Source organism: Streptomyces barringtoniae (genome assembly GCF_020819595.1).
Lineage (GTDB): Bacteria > Actinomycetota > Actinomycetes > Streptomycetales > Streptomycetaceae > Streptomyces > Streptomyces barringtoniae.
This window is the reverse complement of the sequence record NZ_JAJHNP010000001.1, coordinates 274,445-296,052: the sequence shown is the minus strand read 5'-3', so window position 1 is coordinate 296,052 and position 21,608 is coordinate 274,445. Positions and strand designations below refer to the sequence as shown.

The following is a 21,608-nucleotide window of genomic DNA, read 5'->3' as shown; positions in this document are numbered from 1 at the left end:
CGCAAGCAAGGGAAAGGACGCGCACATCGTGGTGAAGGGCTCTCATGCGTGACATGACCGAGGAATCCGGGCAGCGGGCGACCGCCGAGGCGATCGAGCGCGGTGGCGGCGGGCTCGGCGTGAACGACCTGCTGGCCAGGGTGATGCAGGCCGCCACCACTGCGGACTCCGGCGCCGCCCCCGCCCCGCCCCGGGACGTGGAGGGCGTGGCCACGGCCATCGCCGCCGCGGCGGGCCGCTACCTGCCCGCGGGACACCTGCCGCCCGACGCCGACTTCTTCGACGCGGGGGGCACGTCCGTGCACGTCGTGGAACTCGTCGCGGAGCTGGAGGGCGAGCTGGGCATCGAGTTCGATCTGGACGAGGTGTTCGCCGACGCCCGTCCGATCAGCCTCGCCCGGCGCTGGCTGGAGGCGACCGGGGCCGAAGCGTCGAGCCAGGCCGCCCCGCCGACCGTGCCCGCAGGCACCCCCGCCCCCACCGCCCAGGGCACTCCGCCCGCTCCGGCCGCCGGCACGCTGCCGGTCTCCGGTGCGGGTGCTGTCGCGGTTGCGGCCCCTGGCACGTTGCCGCCTTCCGGTACGGGCGCTGCTGGGGCCTCGGCCTCTGGCACGCCGGTGCTTTCCGGTGCGGGTGACGTCCCAGCGCCCGCGCCGGAAACCTCGGCCTCTGGCGCCCTTCCGGTCTCCGCGGCGGGCGCGCTTGGGACCATCGCCCCGCGCACCCCACCGGCGCTCCGCCCCCGTGTCGGCAGTGGCGACGACCGGTCTGCCAGGGCCCGCCGCGAGGACCTCGAGCAGATCCTCGCCGATCTGAGCCTCGCCGACCGTCTGCCGTTCGCCGACGTGCCCGAGCCGCTGCCGCCCCGCCGGATCCTGCTGACCGGCGCCACCGGCTTCCTCGGCAGCCACATGCTGCTCGACCTGCTCCGGCACAGCGACGCGCATGTCCACTGCCTGGTGCGCGCGGCCGACGAGGAGGCGGCCGTCGCCCGGCTCGGCGCGGCGCTGAAGAGTTACCGGCTGCCCTGGTCGTCGGAGGTGCGGCGCCGGGTGACCGTGCTGCCCGGCGACATCCGGCGGCCGCGGCTCGGCCTGTCCGACGAACTGTGGCACACGCTCGCCCACGAACTGGACGGCGTCGTCGGCGTCGCCGCGGCCGTGGACTTCCTGCGCGGCTACCAGTCGCTGCGGGCGAGCAACGTCCTCGGCGCGCTCACCCTCGCCGAACTCGCGGCCACCGGCCGGCCCAAGCCGCTGCACCACATCTCCTCGATCGCCGTCTTCAACGAGGTCGGCATCACCTCCATGGGCGAGGACGACCCTCTCGCCCACGTCGACCGGCTCGTCTCGGGCTACGACCAGTCGAAGTGGGCCGCCGAGGTCGCCCTGCGCCGTGCGCGCGACCACGGCCTGGTCGTCACCGCGCTGCGCCCCGGCGGCATCGGCGGCCACACCCGGACCGGCGCCTACAACCCGCAGGACCTCAGCAGCGGCCTGATCTCGGCCTTCGGCCGCTTCCGCACCGTACCCGCCTTCCGCCACCTGAACGCGGCCCCGGTGGACTGGGTGAGCCGGGTCGCCGTCGCCGCGATCTGCGAGCCCGACGCCTGGGGCTACGACTACAACCTCACCGGTGTGCCCAACACCCTCGACGACGTCGTCCGTGACATGGCGCTCGGCGGCATGCACGTGCGCATCCAGGAGTGGGACGAGTGGCGCACCGACGCCCTGGCCCGCCTGAAGGCCGATCCGGTTACCGAACTCGCCTTCCTGACCAGGGTGTTGCAGAGTCCCACCGCCCTCAAGCTCTGCGAGGCGACCCTGAAGGGCCCGGCGGCCACAGGCGCACGCACCGCCGCCCTGGTCGAGGCTCTCGGGCTGCCGCCCGCGGCCCGCTACGACGCGCAGGCCCAGCTGACGACCTTCGAGCGGCTCGCCCAGGACGGCCTCGCCAGGCTGCCGCACAAGGACGACCAGCCCTACCTGTGGTTCCCCGAGACGACGGAGGGCAGCGTGGGGCCGGTCGACGCCCCCGCCGACAGCCCCTGCTCCATGGCGCTGACCCTCTCCATCGCGAGCATGTACCAGCTGGTGAAGGAGCGCCGGGTGGACGTGACCGGCGAGGTCGTCTGCACCGCCGTACATCCCGAGCCGCTGACCGTCGAGCGCGGCGACGTCTGGGTCCGCCCCGAGGAGGGGATCCCGCAGCAGCACGGACTCGGGCACCAACTCCTGCGCTACCGGCTGCGGTTGCGCGACGCCGACGGCGGCCACTGGTGGCTGGAGGGCCACAAGTACGCCCGGGCCCGCCGCGACCTGTGGCGGCAGACCCGCGCGCTGACCGTGCGGATCGGCCGCGAGGGCGAACCGGCGAGCCTGGCGGGCGAGGTCGTCGTGCCCGCGGACTCCTACGTCCGTGACCAGATCGACGGCATCGAGGTCGACCCGCGTCTGACCAGCCAGGAGAAGCGGGCCGCCAAGCTGACCTGGCTCGCCTGGTTCGGCCTGGAGATGGGCCGTGGCCTGCTCGGCCCCTTCGCCCGCGCCGCCGCGGACCTGCTCGACCTGCGCCGCACCCCGACCCTCACGGAGCACCACCGATGATCTTCAGGACGACCGCCTCCCGCACCAGCCGGCCGGCGCTGCCCCGGGTCAGGACCACCGCGGCCCTGCGCCCGCTGCACCACCGCCTCGACCCGGCCTGCGTCGAGGAGATCCCCTTCCGGGCGGACGACGGCGTCCGACTCGGCCTGACCCGCGTGCACACCGGCGCCGCGGACCGCCCCGCCGTGCTGCTCCTGCACGGACACACCGCGTCCGCGGACATGTTCCTGCTGCCGGAGACCCGCAATCTGGTCGACGTCCTCCTCGACGACGGCTACGAGCCCTGGCTGCTGGACTGGCGGGGCAGCTGCCGGCTGCCGTACAACGAGACCGGCCAGAGGTACACGTACGACGACGTGGCCCTCTACGACATCCCCGCGGCCGTCAGGCACGTCCGCGAGCGCACGGGCGACCGCCCGCTGTTCGTGGTCGCCCACTGCATCGGCTCGCTCACGCTGTCCCTGAGCATGGCGGCGGGACTGGTGCCGGGCCTCGCCGGCGTGGTCTCCCAGGGTGTGTTCCTGACGCCGAAGCTCGCCGGCCGGACATCGCTGCGGATGTCGCTGGCGGGGGAGCTGCTGAAGACGCGGATCGACCACATCCCGGTCGACTTCCGCAAGGTGGGCCTGTGGTCGAAGCACACCCCGCTGTTCGCACTCGCGTCACGGAAGGCGAGCTGCCCGGACCCGACCTGCCAGATCCTGCACAACTCCGCCTGGGGCACGGGCGCCTCGCTCTTCGTGCACGAGAACCTGGCCGAGGCCACCCACGGCCGCCTCGCCGACCTCCTCGGCCCCGCGCCGCTGTGGATCCTGCCCCACCTGCGCCGCATCGAGCTGGCCCGCAGCGTGGTCCGCTGGCACGACACCGACCACCGCTACCGGGCCCTGCCTCCCAACGCGCTGGACGCGGCCGGCCGTATCGACACCCCCGTGCTGCTGCTCGCCGGCAGCGAGAACGGGCTGTGGCTGGACTCCCAGCGGCTCTGCCACGACGTACTCGCCCACCGGCAGCCCCAGTTGGACGTGTCCTACGCCGAGATCCCCGGTTACGGCCACCTGGACACGTTCCTGGGCCGGGGCGCCGCCCTGGACGTCTTCGGCCACATCCTCGATTTTCTCGGCGGACGGCGATGACGGACGGCCGGCTCGCGTGGTTTCGTCGGACTCTCAGATGTCCCGGAAGATCTCGATCTGCGCCCCGATGGAGTTGAGCCGCTCGGCGAGATCCTCGTAACCCCGGTTGATGACATACACGTTGCGCAGCACCGACGTGCCCTCGGCCGCCATCATCGCCAGCAGGACCACCACGGCGGGGCGCAGGGCCGGCGGGCACATCATCTCGGCGGCGCGCCAGCGGGTCGGGCCCTCGACCAGCACCCGGTGCGGGTCGAGGAGCTGGAGACGGCCGCCGAGGCGGTTGAGGTCGGTGAGGTAGATCGCGCGGTTGTCGTAGACCCAGTCGTGGATGAGCGTCTTGCCCTGCGCCACGGCCGCGATCGCCGCGAAGAACGGGACGTTGTCGATGTTCAGGCCCGGGAAGGGCATGGGGTGGATCTTGTCGATCGGGGCTTCGAGCTTGGAGGGGCGGACGGTCAGGTCCACCAGCCGCGTACGGCCGTTGTCCGCGAAGTACTCGGGCGACCGGTCGTGGTCGAGGCCCATCTCCTCCAGGACCGCGAGCTCGATCTCCAGGAACTCGATGGGGACGCGGCGCACGGTCAGTTCGGACTCCGTCACCACGGCGGCGGCCAGCAGGCTCATCGCCTCGACCGGGTCCTCGGAGGGGGAGTAGTCCACGTCGGCGTCGATGTTCGGCACGCCGTGCACGGTCAGTGTGGTGGTGCCGATGCCCTCGACCTTGACGCCCAGCGCCTCCAGGAAGAAGCACAGGTCCTGGACCATGTAGTTGGAGGAGGCGTTGCGGATGACCGTCACGCCGTCGTGCCGGGCGGCGGCCAGCAGCGCGTTCTCGGTCACGGTGTCGCCGCGCTCGGTCAGCACGATCGGCCGGTCGGGCAGGACCGTGCGGTCGACCCGCGCGTGGTACTGGCCCTCGGTGGCCGCGATGTCCAGGCCGAACCGGCGCAGCGCGATCATGTGCGGCTCGATGGTCCGCGTGCCGAGGTCGCAGCCGCCGGCGTACGGCAGCTTGAAGTGGTCCATGCGGTGCAGCAGCGGGCCGAAGAACATGATGATCGAGCGGGTGCGTACGGCGGCCTCCGCGTCGATCGCCGCCATCTCCAGCTCGGCCGGCGGCACCAGTTCCAGGTCGACGCCGTCGTTGATCCAGCGGGTGCGCACGCCGATGGAGTTGAGCACCTCCAGCAGGCGGTACACCTCCTCGATGCGGGCCACCCGGCGCAGCACCGTGCGGCCCTTGTTGAGCAGCGAGGCGCACAGCAGCGCCACGCAGGCGTTCTTGCTCGTCTTCACGTCGATGGCGCCGGACAGACGGCGACCGCCGACCACGCGCAGATGCATCGGGCCCGCGTAACCCAGTGACACGATCTCGCTGTCCAGGGCCTCGCCGATGCGGGCGATCATCTCAAGGCTGATGTTCTGGTTCCCGCGCTCGATGCGGTTGACCGCGCTCTGACTGGTGCCGAGCGCCTCCGCGAGCTGCGTCTGTGTCCAGCCTCGGTGTTGCCGGGCGTCACGGATGAGCTTGCCGATGCGTACGAGGTAGTCGTCTGCCATGAGGTTGAGGTTATCTCAGATATGAGATGGTGCCTGCCAGGGGGGCCGTTCGGGTGACATGGTGACGGTCCGTCAGTGCCACCTTTCGGAAGGGCGCGCCATCACCCGGAAAGATACGGGCAAATGCCGTGATGTCGTATGAGTTGCGGTTACCCCCGTTCGGCGTATTGATGGGGGAGAGCCGGGGGTGTGTCCGCTCCGCGTCAGGCAACCCCGGTCCGCGCGTGTCCCTCTCCTTCCCCGAAGGGGGATGCGCATGAAGACCAAGTTGTGCCGGCACCTCGTCACCGCGGTGCTCGTCTGCTGTTCGCTCGTTTCCTGTGGCGCGCGGCGCGCAGACGTGGCAGAGGGCGGTTCGCCGGCGCCGCGACCGTCCGTCGCCGACAAGGCGTGCGACGTCGAGGACGTTCCGGACACCACGTCCGACGACCAGGAGCTCCCGGACACCACGTCCGACGACCAGGAGCTCCCGGACACCACGTCCGACGACCAGGAGCTCCCCGACACCACGTCCGACGACCAGGAGCTCCCCGACACCACCAGTGACGACCAGGGCTCGCCCGTGGGTGACACCACGGAGGACGGCGCGGGCGCGCCGCAGGTCGGCCCGCATCGCTGGTTCCCGATGACCCGCGACTTCCGCGCGTACCTGAGCGCGAGCACCCGGAAGGCGGACGCCGCCATCGCCGCCCACGTGGAAAGAGTCTGCGTCCGCACGCCCGAGGGCGGCGGACGCACCCTGTCCGAGGTGCGGGTCGACTACGGCGTGTGGGAACAGGACGCCATGGACCGCACCGCCAGGGTGTTCGCCCACTGGCGAGAGTCCGTGTACGGCGATCACGGTCATGTGGACGTCATGGCCCCCGCCAAGATGGACGCCGAACAGGACTGGTAGATCACTTGCCCGGGACCGGCCGGGTCGGGCATGACCATCCAGCGGCCATGTACTAGAGTTATCTCGACATCGAGATATCTGCCAGGCGCACCGCAGTCGCCACCCACTAAGGGTTACCTAACTTAGCCTTACCTTAGCGGAACGGCCCCGTCGGGGTGGCGGCACGATTGACGGTGGTACGCGCACATCAATGAAGGAGACTGTCGTGTCGGCGAACAGCTTCGACGCCCGCAGCACGCTGCAGGTGGGCGACGAGTCGTACGAGATCTTCCGGCTGGACAAGGTGGAGGGCTCGGCCCGCCTGCCGTACAGCCTCAAGGTCCTGCTGGAGAACCTGCTCCGCACGGAGGACGGCGCGAACATCACCGCCGACCACATCCGCGCCCTCGGCACCTGGGACTCCCAGGCCCAGCCCAGCCAGGAGATCCAGTTCACGCCGGCCCGCGTGATCATGCAGGACTTCACCGGCGTGCCCTGTGTCGTGGACCTCGCCACCATGCGTGAGGCCGTGAAGGAGCTCGGCGGCGACCCCGCCAAGATCAACCCGCTGGCGCCGGCCGAGCTGGTCATCGACCACTCCGTCATCGCCGACAAGTTCGGCACCAACGACGCCTTCAAGCAGAACGTCGAGCTGGAGTACGGCCGCAACAAGGAGCGCTACCAGTTCCTGCGCTGGGGCCAGACCGCCTTCGACGAGTTCAAGGTCGTCCCGCCGGGCACCGGAATCGTCCACCAGGTGAACATCGAGCACCTGGCCCGTGTCGTGATGGTCCGCGACGGCAAGGCCTACCCGGACACCCTGGTCGGCACCGACTCGCACACCACGATGGTCAACGGCCTCGGCGTCCTCGGCTGGGGCGTCGGCGGCATCGAGGCCGAGGCCGCCATGCTCGGCCAGCCGGTCTCCATGCTCATCCCGCGCGTCGTCGGCTTCAAGCTCACCGGCGAGCTGCAGCCCGGCACCACCGCCACCGACCTCGTGCTCACCATCACCGAGATGCTGCGCAAGCACGGTGTGGTCGGCAAGTTCGTGGAGTTCTACGGCGAGGGCGTCTCCGCCACCTCCCTCGCGAACCGCGCCACCATCGGCAACATGTCCCCGGAGTTCGGCTCCACCGCCGCGATCTTCCCGATCGACGACGAGACCCTGAACTACCTGCGCCTGACCGGCCGCTCCGAGCAGCAGGTCGCCCTCGTCGAGGCCTACGCCAAGCAGCAGGGCCTCTGGCTGGACCCGAAGGCCGAGCCGGACTTCTCCGAGAAGCTCGAGCTGGACCTGTCCACGGTCGTCCCGTCCATCGCCGGCCCGAAGCGCCCGCAGGACCGCATCGTCCTCGCGAACGCCGCCGAGCAGTTCAAGCTGGACGTCCGCAACTACGTGGACGACATCGACGAGGCGGGCAAGGAGTCCTTCCCGGCCTCCGACGCCCCGGCCGTCCACCCCAACGGCTTCCCGTCCAACCCGGTTCCGGTCACCGCCCCCGACGGCACGACCTACGAGCTGGACCACGGTGCGGTGACGGTCGCGGCCATCACCTCCTGCACCAACACCTCCAACCCGTACGTCATGATCGGCGCCGCCCTCGTCGCCAAGAAGGCGGTCGAGAAGGGCCTGACCCGCAAGCCGTGGGTCAAGTCCACCCTCGCCCCGGGCTCGAAGGTCGTCACCGACTACTTCGAGAAGGCCGGCCTCACCCCGTACCTGGACAAGCTGGGCTTCAACCTGGTCGGCTACGGCTGCACCACCTGCATCGGCAACTCCGGCCCGCTGCCGGAGGAGGTCTCCAAGGCCGTCAACGACCACGACCTCGCGGTCACCTCGGTCCTGTCCGGCAACCGGAACTTCGAGGGCCGGATCAACCCCGACGTCAAGATGAACTACCTGGCGTCCCCGCCGCTGGTCGTCGCCTACGCCATCGCGGGCTCCATGAAGGTGGACATCACCCGTGACGCCCTGGGCACCGACCAGGACGGCAACCCGGTCTACCTGAAGGACATCTGGCCGTCCGAGGCCGAGGTCAACGACGTCGTCGCGAGCGCCATCGGCGAGGACATGTTCTCGAAGTCGTACCAGGACGTCTTCGCGGGCGACGCCCAGTGGCAGTCCCTCCCGGTCCCGACCGGCAACACCTTCGAGTGGGACGCCGAGTCCACCTACGTCCGCAAGCCCCCGTACTTCGAGGGCATGGGCATGGAGCCGGCCCCGGTCGAGGACATCGCCGGCGCCCGCGTGCTCGCCAAGCTGGGCGACTCGGTCACCACCGACCACATCTCCCCGGCCGGTGCGATCAAGGCCGACACCCCGGCCGGCCAGTACCTCACGGAGCACGGCGTCGAGCGCCGCGACTTCAACAGCTACGGCTCCCGCCGCGGCAACCACGAGGTCATGATCCGCGGTACGTTCGCCAACATCCGCCTGCGCAACCAGATCGCGCCGGGCACCGAGGGCGGCTACACCCGCGACTTCACCCAGGACGGCGGTCCGGTGTCGTTCATCTACGACGCCTCCCGCAACTACATCGAGCAGGGCATCCCGCTGGTCGTCCTGGCCGGCAAGGAGTACGGCTCCGGCTCGTCCCGCGACTGGGCGGCCAAGGGCACGGCCCTGCTCGGCGTCAAGGCCGTCATCGCCGAGTCCTACGAGCGCATCCACCGCTCCAACCTCATCGGCATGGGCGTGCTCCCGCTGCAGTTCCCGGAGGGCGCCACCGCCCAGTCCCTCGGCCTGACCGGCGAGGAGACCTTCTCCATCTCCGGCGTGACCGAGCTGAACGAGGGCACCACGCCGCGCACGGTCAAGGTCACCACCGACACCGGTGTCGAGTTCGACGCGGTCGTCCGCATCGACACCCCCGGTGAGGCCGACTACTACCGCAACGGCGGCATCATGCAGTACGTGCTGCGCAACCTGATCCGCAAGTAAGCGGACCGGAACAGCGGTTCAGGGCCGCACCCCCGGCAATGGGGGGTGCGGCCCTTCGCCGTCCCCCCGACCGGGTCGTCGCCCCGCCCCAGCCGGAACACAGCCTTCTCCCGGCGGACCGGCACAGAATCGCCGACCGGCGGCGGCGATCACCGGCGCGCACCAGGGCCGTATCGACGTCGCAAACGCACCGGGCCGCGCGCGAACTCCCTCGGCGCACCGGTCCGGGCCGCTGCACAGCCCCCTCCGAGCCGCCCGGCCGCGCCCTACGGCAGTGCCTGCTCCGCCCAGATCACCTTGCCCTGCGGGCTGTAGCGGACGCCCCAGCGCTCGGTCATCTGCGACACCAGGAACAGCCCACGGCCGCCCTCGTCGGTGGTGGCGGCGTACCGCAGATGCGGCGAGGTGTTGCTGCCGTCGGCCACCTCGCAGATCAGCGTGCGGTCACGGATCAGCCGCACCCGGATCGGCGCGCCGCCGTACCGGATGGCGTTGGTGATCAGCTCGCTGAGCACGAGTTCCGTGGCGAAGCCCAGCTCGGCGAGACCCCACTCGTCCAGTTTCCCGGACACGGCGAGGCGCATGTCCGACACGGCCGCCGGATCCGCCGGCACGTCCCACTCGGCGACCTGCTCGGGCGTCAGCGCCCGGGTGCGCGCGACGAGCAGCGCGACGTCGTCCGTGGGCCGCCCGGGCAGCAGCTCGTCCAGCACCGCCTGGCAGCTCTCGTCCGGCGCCCGGCCGGGATGACCCGCAAGGGCCTGCGCCAGCAGCTCCATGCCCACGTCCAGGTCGCGGGCGCGGTCCTCGATGAGACCGTCGGTGTACAGCACGAGCTCGCTGCCCTCGGCCAGCTCGAGCTCCGCCGTCTGGAACGGCATGCCCCCGATGCCCAGCGGGGGCCCGGCCGGCAGGTCGGCGAAGGTGACACTGCCGTCGGGCTGGACCAGCGCCGGCGCCAGATGCCCCGCCCGCGCCATGGTGCAGCGGCGCGTCACCGGGTCGTAGATCGCGTACAGACAGGTCGCGCCGGTGATCTCCCCGGCCGCCTCCGCACAGGCCTCGTCCTGGTCGATGCGGCCGACCAGGTCGTCCAGATGGCCCAGCAGCTCGTCGGGCGGCAGGTCGAGGGTGGCGAAGTTGTGCACCGCGGTGCGCAGCCGTCCCATGGTGGCCGCCGCGTGCAGGCCGTGGCCGACCACGTCACCGACGACCAGCGCCACCCGGCTCCCCGGCAGCGGGATCACGTCGAACCAGTCCCCGCTCACCCCCGACTGCGCCGGAAGATAGCGGTAACCGACGTCGAGGGCGGTCTGCTCGGGCAGCGCCCGCGGCAGCAGACTGCGCTGCAGGGTGACCGCCAGCGCGTGCTCACGGGCGTACCGGCGGGCGTTGTCGATGCTGACCGCGGCGCGGGCCACCAGCTCCTCCGCCAGCGAAAGGTCCTCCTCCTCGAACAGCTCCCGCTTGGCCCGCCAGAAGGTGGCCATGCCCAGCACCTCACCGCGGGCCCGGATCGGGGCGACGATGAGCGACTGGATGCCGTAGTCGAGGATCTCCCGGGCGCGCTGCGGGTCCTGTGCGTGCCAGTCCTGTACGGCGGACAGGTCGGTCACCAGTTCCGAGCGGCCGGTGCCGTACCCCCGCGCCTGGGGCGTGGACGGCACGAAGTGGATCAGCCGGTCCTTCTCGTAGAGCGGATGGTCGTCCCGGACGCCGTGGACGGCGATGCGCCGCATGTCCGTCGCGGTGGCGGACGGCTCCTCGCCGTGCAGCACGCCGTCGGCCAGGTCCACGGTGACGAAGTCGGCGAAGCGCGGCACGGCGACCCGCGCCAGCTCCTCCGCCGTGCGCTCCACGTCCAGGGTGGTGCCGATCCCCAGACCGGCGTCGTACAGCAGCGTGAGCCGCTCCCTGGCGACCTCCGCCCGTCCGGACAGTGCCTGGAGCTCGGTGGAGTCCCGGAGGGTCACCACCCTGCCTCCGGGGCATCCGGCCCGGTCCGTGGCCCGCTGGTTGACCGCCAGCAGCCGTTCCCCGGCGAACAGCACCTCGTCGGTGGCCTCGCGCCCGGAGACGAGCAGGTCCACGATGTCCGGATCGAGGTGCACCAGCTGGGACACCTGCTGTCCCTCGGCCTTGGCCGGCAGGTCCAGCAGCCGCCGGGCCTCGTCGTTGGCGAGCAGCAGCCGCCCGTCGGAGCCGACGATGAGCACGCCTTCCCGCACCGAGTGCAGCACCGTGTCGTGGTGCTCGTACATGCGGGTCATCTCGTCCGGGGCCAGGCTGTGGGTCTGCCTGCGCAGCCGCCTGCCCACCAGCGCCGTGCCCCCGGTCGACAGGACGAGCGTCACGGCCCCGGCGGCCAGGATGATCGGCAGCTGCCGGTTCACCTGGCTGGTGATGTTCTTGACCTTCAGACCCGCGGAGACGAGCGCGACGATCTTGCCGTGGGTGTTCCTGATCGGAACGGTCGCCTGTTCCTCGTGGCCCAGCGGGCCGTGGACGCTCTCCGTGTAGACCTTGCCGGCCAGCGACGGTCCGATCGTGCCCACGAACCGGTGCCCGATCTTGCTCGGGATCGGGTGGGTGTAGCGGATGCCGTGGGTGTCCATGACCACGATGAAGTCGACGCCCGCCGACTTGCGGCCCGTCTCGGTGAGCGGCTGCAGGATCTTGGACGGATGCGGTGTCCCCAGTGCCTGCAGGATGCCGGGGGAGTGCGCGAAGGTCTGGGCGACGGCTATCGACCGGCGCCTGGCCTCGCTGCCGGTGTCCCGCTCCGACTGCAGGACCAGGGCGAGGACTCCGCAGAGTACGAGCACCGCGACCAGCGCCACCTGCAGGACGAAGACCTGCCCGGCGACGCTCCGCGGACTCTTGCCGATCACAGATCGCCAGGACAGACGCCTGAATCGGTCAGTCATGTCCGACATGCCGCCTTTGTAGCACCGGCCTTCGCCGGGTGGCTATGGCCTGTCCGCGAGCCGGACGCGTGTTCCGCCCCGGTCGACGGGAATAGTCCCTGGTCGTGACCGTGGGCGCGGGGCCGCAAATCGCTGCGGAAATCGGGCGCCTGCGGCGCGAAAGGCTCTGGGCGGACCCGGTGTTCACGTGCACCGGGTCCGCGAGCCGGGCGGGTGAGGGGGGTGTCGGAAACCCGCCCGGGTGGTGCTGGCATGTGAGGTAGGCCACATGGCCGACAACGTTGTCTTATGGTCTGTACATGACTCTACCGCCTCAACCGACAACGATGTCAACTCACTTACGGTAGCCCGACCGGGTGATCCCGGCGTGCGCCCGCCGGGCGTACACGCCCCTCCGTGCTACCGGTGGGGCCCATTGGCGTCCTGCGGCTTGTGGGACCTGTGATGCGGGACCCGTCACCGGCACCGGCTGACCGGACACATGACGAGGGGGCGGACCCCGACGGGCCCGCCCCCTCCCCCCGTACCCCTGTCAGGCCAGCAGCTCCACCTCCGCCAGAGCCGACTCGCCGTCCAGGACCAGCCGGTACCTCGTGTACGTGCCCGGCGTGGCGATGGTGAACGCCCGGGTCTGACGGTCCCAGGTGAACGACTCGCCGGAGCGGTGGTCCAGGGTCTGCCAGGTGGTGCCGTCCGTGGAGCCCTGCAGGGTCCAGCCGGTCGGCGCCCTCGTGTGGTCCGCCGAGGAGGTCAGCGTGTACTGGACCGGTTTCACGGCCCCGTCCACCGGAAGATCCACCGAGGTGACCGTGGCGTCCGTCGCCGAGGTGTCGTCGAACAGCGCGCCGTCACCCTTCAGGACGTCCGAGCGGGGCGCCGGCACCTTGTCGTCCCGCGTGATGGAGACGGGCGCGGCGTTCTTGCCCGTGCCCCATGCCGATGGCTCGGCGCCCATGGAGAACTGCAGCACCCCGCCCTTGGACAGCAGCGAGTGGGGCAGCGAAGTCGACGTCCAGGGGCGGCCGTTGAACGTCACGCTCTGGATGTAAACGTTCTTGGCGCTGTTACCGGGCGCCTTGATCACCAGGTCGCGGCCGTTCTCCAGGTGCACGGTGACCTTCTTGAACAGCGGGGAGCCGATGGCGTACTCGCCGCTGCCCATCACCAGCGGATAGAAGCCGAGCGAGGAGAAGAGGTACCAGCCGGACTGCTCGCCGTTGTCCTCGTCGCCGTGGTAGCCCTGCCCGATCTCGCTGCCGGTGTAGAGCCGGGAGAGGATCTCCCGGACCGCCGCCTGTGTCTTCCAGGGCTCGCCGGCCGCGTCGTACATGTACGACACATGGTGGGCGACCTGGTTGGACTGCCCGAGCATGCCCATCCGCACGTCCCGGGCCTCGGTCATCTCGTGGATCACACCGCCGTAGGAGCCGACGTAGTCCGGGGAAGCGGTCTCCGGGGTGGAGAAGAACGCGTCCAGCTTCCCGGCGAGCCCCTTCCGGCCGCCGTAGAGGTTGGCCAGGCCCCGGCTGTCCTGCGGCACGCTGAAGGCGTAACCCCAGCCGTTGGTCTCGGTGTAGTCGTAACCCCACACGCGCGGGTCGTACGACGAGGAGTCGACCCGCCAGTCGCCCTTGGCGTCACGGCCCTGGAAGAAGCCACCCGCCGCCTTGGGGTCGAACAGGTTCACATAGTTCCGGGCGCGGTTGAGGAAGTACTCGGACTCCTCCTTGTAGTGCCTCTCGCCCGTCTTCTTGTACAGGGCCTCGCCCATCTTCGCGATGCCGTAGTCGTTGACGTATCCCTCCATCGCCCAGGACAGGCCCTCGGCGGTGGCGGTGCTGGTGTAGCCGAGGAACGGCGAGGTGCTCATGCCCTTGCGGCCCACGCCGGACATCGGCGGCACGACCGTCGCGTTCTTCAGGGCCGCGGCGTAGGCCGCCTTCGCGTCGAAGTTCACGCCCTTCACATACGCGTCGGCGAACGCCACGTCCGAGGAGGTGCCGGTCATCAGGTCGGCGTACCCCGGGGAGGACCAGCGCGAGGTCCAGCCGCCGTCCTTGTACTGCTGCACGAACCCGTCGGCCATCTCCCCGGCCTGAGAGGGCGTCAGGAAGGAGTACGCCGGCCACGTGGTCCGGTAGGTGTCCCAGAAACCGTTGTTGACGTACACCTTGCCGTCGACGATCTTCGCGCCCGTGTGGGTCGGGGTGTCCTGGCTGGGCATGGGGGAGAAGGGGGAGGCGTACTGGTACGTGTCGCCGACCTTCTCGAAGCCCGAGTTCGGATACAGGTACAGCCGGTACATGCCGGAGTACAGCGTGGTCAGCTGGTCCGGGGTCGCGCCCTCCACCTCGACCTTGCCGAGCAGGCTGTCCCAGGTGCGCTGCGCCTGCGTCTTCACGGTGTCGAAGGAGGTGCCGTCCGGGATCTCCTGGCGCAGGTTGTCCTTCGCCTGGTCGATGCTGATCAGCGAGGTCGCCAGGCGCAGGGTGACGGTGTGGTCCGAGCCCGCGTCGAAACGCAGGTAACCCTTTACCCCGCCCGATCCGCCGTCCGTCACCGGCTTGTCGAACTCGCCGTAGACGAACAGCCGGGTCGCACCGGTCGACAGGCCCGACTTCACGTCCGAGTAACCGGTGACGATCCCGTGCTCCTTGTCGAGCGTCAGGCCCGCCTGCTCGGTCACGTTGTCGAACAGCACGCTCGCGTCGTCGCCGGGGTAGGTGAAGCGCAGCATCGCCGCGTGGTCGGTGGGCGTCATCTCGGCCTTGAGACCGTTTTCGAAACGCACGCCGTAGTAATACGGCCGCGCCGTCTCGTTCTCGTGCCGGAAGGGCAGCTCGCGCGCCTCGCGGCCGGTGTCCGGGGTGCCGGACGCGGCCGACGGCATCACCTGGAAGGTCTGCCGGTCACCCATCCACGGGCTCGGCTCATGGCTCGCGCTGAAGGCCTGGATCGTGGGCAGGTTGTCGTCGTTGTTCGCATGTGCGTACTCGTACAGCCAGCTCAGCGACGACGCGTTGGTCACCGGCGTCCAGAAGTTGAAACCGTGCGGAAGGGCGGTCGCCGGGAAGTTGTTGCCGCGCGAGAAGCTGCCGCTGGAGTTGGTGCCGCGCGTGGTCAGCGCGTAGTCGGACAGATGTGCCTTCGGCTGCTCCGGCGGTACGGGCTTCAGTGCCACGTCGTCGATCCAGCCCCGGAACTTCGCCGGCCCCGCGGGGGAGTCGTACGCCACCAGGATCCGGTCGACCGTCTTGCCGGCCGCCACCGAACCGATCCGCGCGACCACGTTGTTCCACTGGTTGACGTACAGCGACTTCGACTCGCCCTGCCCGCGCGGCGACAGCGGGAAGCCGTGCTGGTCCTGGGCACCCAGGCCGCTCAGATACGTGCCGTCGGTGAAGGCCAGGTCGAGGGAGACGTTCGTGGCGTCGTAGTCCCGGTCACCGTCGGCCATCTGCGGGAAGATCCGGTACGACAGCTGGGTGTCGCCGCCGACCCTCACGTCGACGTCGAAGACCTTGTTGTACGAGTACGCCCGGCCGGCCGCCGTGTGCCGCCCGGCGTAGCGCAGCGCTCTCTTCCCGGTGAACCCGACCCGCGCCTTGGCCGTGGGCGATGCGGTCGGGCCCTTGTCGACCAGCGTCAGCATGTCCTGCGGCACCGGGCCGCCCGCGGCGCCGGTGGAGAACTGCACATCGGCGAGCTGGAGTATGCCGGAGGCGCCGTTGTTCTTCGTGACCTCCAGCCGGAAGTGCTGGTACTCGGCCGGCTCGGCCAGGTCGTAGGACTTGGTCTGGAACCGCTCGGCGAAGGTCTCGCCCGCGCGGGTGTCGACCGTCTTCCAGTCCTTGCCGTCGGTGGAACCGAGCAGCGTCCAGTCCCTCGGGTCGCGCTCGGCGTAGTCGTTGGCCGAGGTCAGCGCGTACGTCACCAGCTTCACGGGCCTGTCGAGGTCGAACTCGACCCAGCCGGTGGGCTCGAAGGTCAGCCACTTGGTGCCGGGATCGCCGTCGGCCAGGTTCTCCTTGACCTCGCCCGCGCCGGTGTTCTCGCCGCTCGCCCGGACCTCGGTGACATGGTCGTTCACATTGCCCGGTATGCCGGTGCTGTAGCCGCCGTCGACACCCGAGGCGCGCTTGGTGCCGTCCGGCGCGGTGTCGACGGTATTGAGCCAGTCCGGAGCCGGATCACCCGTCTCGAACGACGATGCGAACTCCCGGTCGGCGGCCGGAGCCTTGGCGGGCAGGGCGACCGCCGCGCCCTGGGCGCCGACGGCCATGACAAAGGCGGCCGTGAGGACGACCGCCGGGCCCCATCTGTGCCGAGTTCTCCGCTGCATCTACGGATTCCCCTCCTGCGACCGCTCTGGACAACGTTGTCAACTTCGGTGCGCAGGAACCAGTAGGTGGTCAAGTGGCCGTTGATGTCAAGGGTGTTGGGTGTGGCATTCAGGGACTAATGACACGGGTTTTTCGCACAGGGTACCGACGGGGGGCTCATATTTCCGCGAGGTCTCAACTCGGAAAAGACCCATGGCGAACCTTGCATTCGATCTTGCTCCGCTGGCGGGAAGTGGACTATACCTGTCGGCGTTTCCCGCACGACCCTGCACTACCCGACCGCGGTGCCGGGGAGGATCCGGTTCACCGCCTGAGTCCTGGAGAAGGCGAGGACTTGAGCATGGGATCCACTGCGCACCAAGGTGGCGAGGGTGTCGGCCGCCGCGATCTGATCAAGCGTTCGGCCGCGCTCGGCCTGGTGGCCGCCCCCGGAATGAGCCTGCTGTCCGCCTGCGCGAGCGGCGGCGGAGGCGGCAGCAACAACGACGAGGGCAACACCAAGGGAAAGGCGTCCAAGGACAACCCCTTCGGCGCCAAGAACGGCAGCAAGCTCGACGTCGTCGTCTTCAAGGGCGGATACGGCGACGACTACGCCAAGGCCTGGGAGGCCGACTTCGGCAAGAAGCTCGGCATCACCTCGACCCACACCGGCACCCAGGAGATCACCGGCAAGCTGCAGCCGCGCTTCAACGCCGGCAACCCGCCGGACCTCGTGGACGACTCGGGCGCCCAGCAGATCAAGATCGACGTCCTGTACAAGAACGGCTCGCTGCTCGACCTGTCCGAGGTGCTGGACGCGCCCTCGGTGGACGACCCGAGCAAGAAGGTCCGGGACACCCTGATCCCCGGCACGCTCGACCCGGGCATCCAGGAGGGCAAGGTCGTCGCCCTCAACTACATCTACACGGTGTGGGGTCTGTGGTACTCCGGCAAGCTCTTCAAGGAGAAGGGCTGGACGCCGCCGAAGACCTGGGACGGCTTCCTCACCATCTGCCAGGACGCCAAGAAGCAGGGCATCGGCGGCCTCGCCCACCAGGGCAAGTACCCGTATTACATCAACGTCGCCATCATGGACATGATCGCCAAGAAGGGCGGCATCGACGCCGTCAAGGCGATCGACAACCTCGACCCGAAGGCCTTCGTCGGCTCCGACGCGGCCCAGGCCGGTATCGAGGCGATCTACGAGGTCGTCGAGAAGGGCCTGTTGATGCCCGGCACCAACGGCCTGACCCACACCGAGTCGCAGACCCGGTGGAACCAGTACAAGGCCGCGTTCATCACCTGCGGTTCCTGGCTGGAGAACGAGCAGCTGAAGCAGACGCCGACGGACTTCGACATGAAGTTCCTGCCGATGCCGCTGCTGTCCGGCAGCAAGATGCCGTTCGAGGCGATCCGGGCCGGCTCCGGTGAGCCCTTCATCATCCCGGCGAAGGCGGCGAACCTGCCCGGCGCCAAGGAGTTCATGCGGCGGATGCTGTCCAAGGAATGGTCGACGCTGTTCGCCAAGGAGGCGAACTCCCTGACCATTCTCCAGGACGGCGTGGACCCGGGCGTGAAACTGCGGCCGGGTACGCAGTCCACGGTGGAGGCCTCCAAGGCGGCCGGCTCCAACACGTTCCGGTATCTGTACCCCGACTGGTACAGCGAGATGGACACGGCGATCCAGAACGCGTCCAATGAGCTCATGGCGAAGCGGATTCAGCCGAAGGAATGGCTGAAGAGGTGTCAGGCGGCGGTGGACAAGCAGGCGAAGGACCCGGCCAGCAAGAAGAACGTCCACAGCTGAGCTCGCTCGACGATCGGATTCCGGACCGGGATTCCTGGACTCCCGGTCCGGTCCGGCACACCAGGGGCAGGTATGCGCAAAGGGCAGTACCGGTTCGTCGCGGGGTTTCTCCTCGTTCCCGTGGCGCTTTATCTGATCTTCGTGATCTGGCCGTACATCCAGACGTTCGGGTATTCACTGACCGACTGGAAGGGACAGTCGCAGACCTTCAGCTTCGTCGGTCTGGACAACTACAAGGCGCTGTTCCAGGACGACGTGTTCCTGGAGGCGATCTGGCACAACATCCAGTTCCTGATCTTCATCCCGGTGATCACGATTCTGCTGGCCCTGTTCTTCGCCTTCATGCTGAACGCGGGCGGACGCAGCAGGGCCGGCGGGGTGCAGGGCGTCGCGGGGTCGAAGATCTACAAGATCGTCTACTTCTTCCCGCAGGTGCTGTCGCTGGCGATTCTCGCCGTGCTGTTCAACGCGGTGTACCGCAGTGACGGCGGCGGTCTGCTCAACGGCGCACTCATCAAGATCGGCCTGGTCGACGCCGACAACCCGGTGGAGTGGCTGAACGAGCCGAACGTGGTGCTGTGGGCGCTGATGGTGGCCGTGATCTGGCAGGGCGTGGGCTTCTACCTGGTGCTGTTCTCGGCCGCGATGCAGTCCATCCCGAGGGACATCTACGAGGCCGCGCTGATCGACGGCGCCAACCGCAACCAGTCCTTCTTCCGCATCACCCTGCCCCTGCTGTGGGACACCGTGCAGACCGCCTGGGTCTACCTCGGCATCGTCGCCATGGACATGTTCGTACTGGTGTCGTCCATGACCCAGAACATGGGCGCGTACGGCGGCGGCCCCGACCATCACAGCGATGTGATGTCGACGGTGATGATGCGCAACTTCCTCTACTACGGCAAGAGCGGCTACGCCTGCGCGATGGGCGTGGTCATGCTGCTGCTCACCCTGGTCCTGTCCGTGGTCACGCTGCGCGCCACCCGCCGCGAGCGCATCGAGTTCTGAGCGGGAGTAAACGACGATGACTGCACTCAAGGAGACCGCCCCCGCTCCGGCCGAGGGGCCCGTGGCCAAGGTGCCCGTCCGGCGCGGTGACCGGCGTGGCGAGGGCGTCGTACTGAACGTCTTCTCGCACGGCTTCCTGGCCCTGTGGGCACTGCTGATCGTGCTGCCGCTGCTGTGGCTGGTGCTCAGCTCCTTCAAGACCGACGCACAGATCGGCGGCTCCGCCTTCGGCTGGCCGCACAGCTGGTCCTTCGACGTCTTCCACCGTGCCTGGAGCAAGGGCATCGGGGACTACTTCCTGAACACCGTGATCGTCCTGGTGTTCTCCGTGCCGCTGACCATGCTGTTCGGGTCGATGGCCGCGTATGTGCTGGCCCGGTACCGGTTCTGGGGCAACCGGCTGCTGTACTACTTCTTCGTCGCCGGTGCCATGTTCCCGGTGTTCCTGGCCCTCGTCCCGCTGTTCTTCATGGTCAAGCGGCTGGACATGCTGAACACCTACCAGGGCCTGATCCTGGTCTACGTCGCCTACTCGATGCCGTTCACGGTGTTCTTCATGCACGCCTTCTTCCGGACCCTGCCCACGGCGGTCTTCGAGGCGGCGATCCTGGACGGCGCCTCGCACACCCGGACCTTCTTCCAGGTGATGCTGCCGATGGCCAAGCCGGGCCTGATCAGCGTGGGGATCTTCAACACCCTGGGCCAGTGGAACCAGTTCATCCTGCCCACGGTGCTCATGCAGCCGCAGAGCGGCTCCGACCCCGAGCGCTATGTGCTCACCCAGGGTCTGATCCAGCTGCAACAGCAGCAGGGGTACGCCTCAGACCTGCCGGTTCTGTTCGCGGGTGTGACCATCGCGATGATCCCGATGCTGGTCGTCTACCTGTCCTTCCAGCGCCAGGTGCAGGCGGGTCTGACCTCGGCCACCCTGAAGTAGCGGGACGCTCCGCGACCGTTCGTGTGCACACCGTTCCGGGCTCCGGAGCGGTGTGCACACATGTGTCCGGGCACCCGGAAACGGTTCAACCTCTTGACGTAAGACACCCCGAACGGCTCAGCTTAGAGTTCACTAGTTGGACATACGCGGGGCCTCGCCGAAGCGGCCCCGCGCTCAGGAGGTCGTCGTGGAGACTCCAGGGTCGCAGTCGTCGCTGCACCGAGCCAACCTGGAGCGGGTCGTACGGGCCGTGCGCTTGGCCGGGTCCCTCACGCAGGCGGAGATCGCGCGGACGACCGGTCTGTCCGCCGCGACGGTCTCCAACATCGTGCGGGAGCTGAAGGACGGCGGAACCGTCGAGGTCACGCCCACGTCGGCGGGCGGGCGGCGGGCCCGCAGCGTCAGTCTGAGCGGGGACGCCGGGATTGTGATCGGCGTCGACTTCGGGCACACCCATCTGCGCGTCGCGATCGGGAACCTCGCCCACCAGGTGCTGGCCGAGGAGGCCGAGCCGCTGGACGTCGACGCCTCCGCCGCGCAGGGCTTCGACCGGGCGGAGGAGCTGGTCAGCCGCCTGATCGCGGCGACGGGCGTGAACCGTTCGAAGGTGGCCGGCGTGGGGCTCGGCGTACCGGGCCCGATCGACGTGGAGTCGGGGACCCTGGGATCCACCGCGATCCTGCCGGGCTGGACCGGCGCCAAGCCCGCCGAGGAGCTGCGCGAGCGGCTCGGCGTGCCCGTGCACGTGGACAACGACGCCAACCTCGGCGCCCTCGGCGAACTGGTCTGGGGGGCCGGCAAGGGCGTCCGCGATCTTGCGTACATCAAGGTCGCGAGCGGTGTCGGCGCGGGTCTGGTGATCGAGGGGAAGATCTACCGCGGGCCGGGCGGCACAGCCGGAGAAATCGGTCATATTACACTCGATGAATCCGGCCCGGTCTGCCGCTGCGGGAACCGCGGCTGCCTGGAGACCTTCGCGGCCGCACGCTATGTGCTCCCGCTGCTCCAGCCCAGTCACGGCCCCGACCTGACCATGGAAGGCGTCGTACGGCTGGCCAGGGACGGAGACCCGGGCTGCCGTCGGGTGATCGCCGACGTCGGCCGCCACATCGGCAGTGGGGTGGCCAATCTCTGCAATCTCCTCAACCCGAGCCGGGTGGTCCTCGGCGGTGATCTCGCCGAGGCCGGTGAGCTGGTGCTCGGGCCGATCAGGGAGTCCGTCGGCCGCTATGCCATCCCCAGTGCGGCGCGCCAACTGTCCGTTCTCCCGGGGGCACTTGGCGGTCGCGCCGAGGTGCTCGGAGCGCTCGCTCTCGCTCTCGGTGAGATGGGCGATTCGACACTTTTGGACGGTTCGCTGTCTGTGGCGGCCCCTGCCTTCACTTAGAAAACGGATGGCACCGTTGCCATCTCGTTAAGGATTTACTTCTTGACGTCGCACGTGTGGCCGAGTTGACTTCCAGCCACCTCGGCCGCAACGACGC

General features: G+C 69.2%; 11 protein-coding genes. 8 read left to right on the top strand and 3 right to left on the bottom strand.

Annotation, left to right across the window (positions count from 1 at the left end):
- Window positions 1-53 precede the first annotated feature (53 nt).
- Both LMU33_RS01270 and LMU33_RS01265 read left to right on the top strand, forming a co-directional pair.
- Window positions 54-2,606, top strand: a complete 2,553-nt coding sequence (locus LMU33_RS01270) for a thioester reductase domain-containing protein (protein ID WP_308280741.1) — start codon at window positions 54-56, stop codon at window positions 2,604-2,606.
- Entirely contained in the window at window positions 2,603-3,742 is a 1,140-nt protein-coding gene (locus LMU33_RS01265; RefSeq protein WP_228616470.1) for an alpha/beta hydrolase, read from the top strand. The genes LMU33_RS01270 and LMU33_RS01265 overlap by 4 nt, the downstream gene beginning before the upstream one ends.
- Window positions 3,743-3,775: 33 nt before the next feature.
- Here the strand turns inward: LMU33_RS01265 and LMU33_RS01260 are convergent, their stop codons facing one another.
- Window positions 3,776-5,305: a helix-turn-helix domain-containing protein gene (locus tag LMU33_RS01260; protein ID WP_228616468.1), complete on the bottom strand. Its 1,530-nt coding sequence runs from the start codon at window positions 5,303-5,305 to the stop codon at window positions 3,776-3,778.
- 256 nt (window positions 5,306-5,561) lie between these two features.
- Between LMU33_RS01260 and LMU33_RS01255 the strand changes: the two genes are divergently transcribed.
- Both LMU33_RS01255 and acnA read left to right on the top strand, forming a co-directional pair.
- Window positions 5,562-6,200, top strand: coding sequence for a hypothetical protein (locus LMU33_RS01255; RefSeq protein WP_228616466.1), 639 nt, complete (start codon window positions 5,562-5,564; stop codon window positions 6,198-6,200).
- 205 nt (window positions 6,201-6,405) lie between these two features.
- Entirely contained in the window at window positions 6,406-9,123 is a 2,718-nt protein-coding gene (gene acnA / locus LMU33_RS01250) for an aconitate hydratase AcnA (protein ID WP_308280740.1), read from the top strand.
- 266 nt (window positions 9,124-9,389) lie between these two features.
- Here acnA and LMU33_RS01245 read toward each other — a convergent pair whose 3' ends face one another.
- Window positions 9,390-12,059 (bottom strand): SpoIIE family protein phosphatase, encoded by a 2,670-nt coding sequence (locus LMU33_RS01245; RefSeq protein WP_228616462.1) that lies wholly within the window; start codon window positions 12,057-12,059, stop codon window positions 9,390-9,392.
- A 523-nt stretch (window positions 12,060-12,582) separates the two neighbouring features.
- Window positions 12,583-16,392 (bottom strand): GH92 family glycosyl hydrolase, encoded by a 3,810-nt coding sequence (locus LMU33_RS01240; RefSeq protein ID WP_228616460.1) that lies wholly within the window; start codon window positions 16,390-16,392, stop codon window positions 12,583-12,585.
- A 341-nt stretch (window positions 16,393-16,733) separates the two neighbouring features.
- Here LMU33_RS01240 and ngcE point away from each other — a divergent pair, with 341 nt between their 5' ends.
- From ngcE to LMU33_RS01220, 4 genes are all read left to right on the top strand, one after another.
- The gene (ngcE, locus tag LMU33_RS01235; RefSeq protein ID WP_228616458.1) at window positions 16,734-18,179 is read left to right on the top strand and encodes an N-acetylglucosamine/diacetylchitobiose ABC transporter substrate-binding protein; all 1,446 of its coding nucleotides are present in this window, start codon (window positions 16,734-16,736) and stop codon (window positions 18,177-18,179) included.
- 72 nt (window positions 18,180-18,251) lie between these two features.
- Window positions 18,252-19,187, top strand: coding sequence for a carbohydrate ABC transporter permease (locus LMU33_RS01230; protein ID WP_228616456.1), 936 nt, complete (start codon window positions 18,252-18,254; stop codon window positions 19,185-19,187).
- A gap of 16 nt (window positions 19,188-19,203) precedes the next feature.
- Window positions 19,204-20,124, top strand: coding sequence for a carbohydrate ABC transporter permease (locus LMU33_RS01225; protein WP_228616454.1), 921 nt, complete (start codon window positions 19,204-19,206; stop codon window positions 20,122-20,124).
- Window positions 20,125-20,311: 187 nt separating this feature from the next.
- Window positions 20,312-21,511, top strand: coding sequence for an ROK family transcriptional regulator (locus LMU33_RS01220; protein WP_228616453.1), 1,200 nt, complete (start codon window positions 20,312-20,314; stop codon window positions 21,509-21,511).
- Window positions 21,512-21,608: the final 97 nt, after the last annotated feature.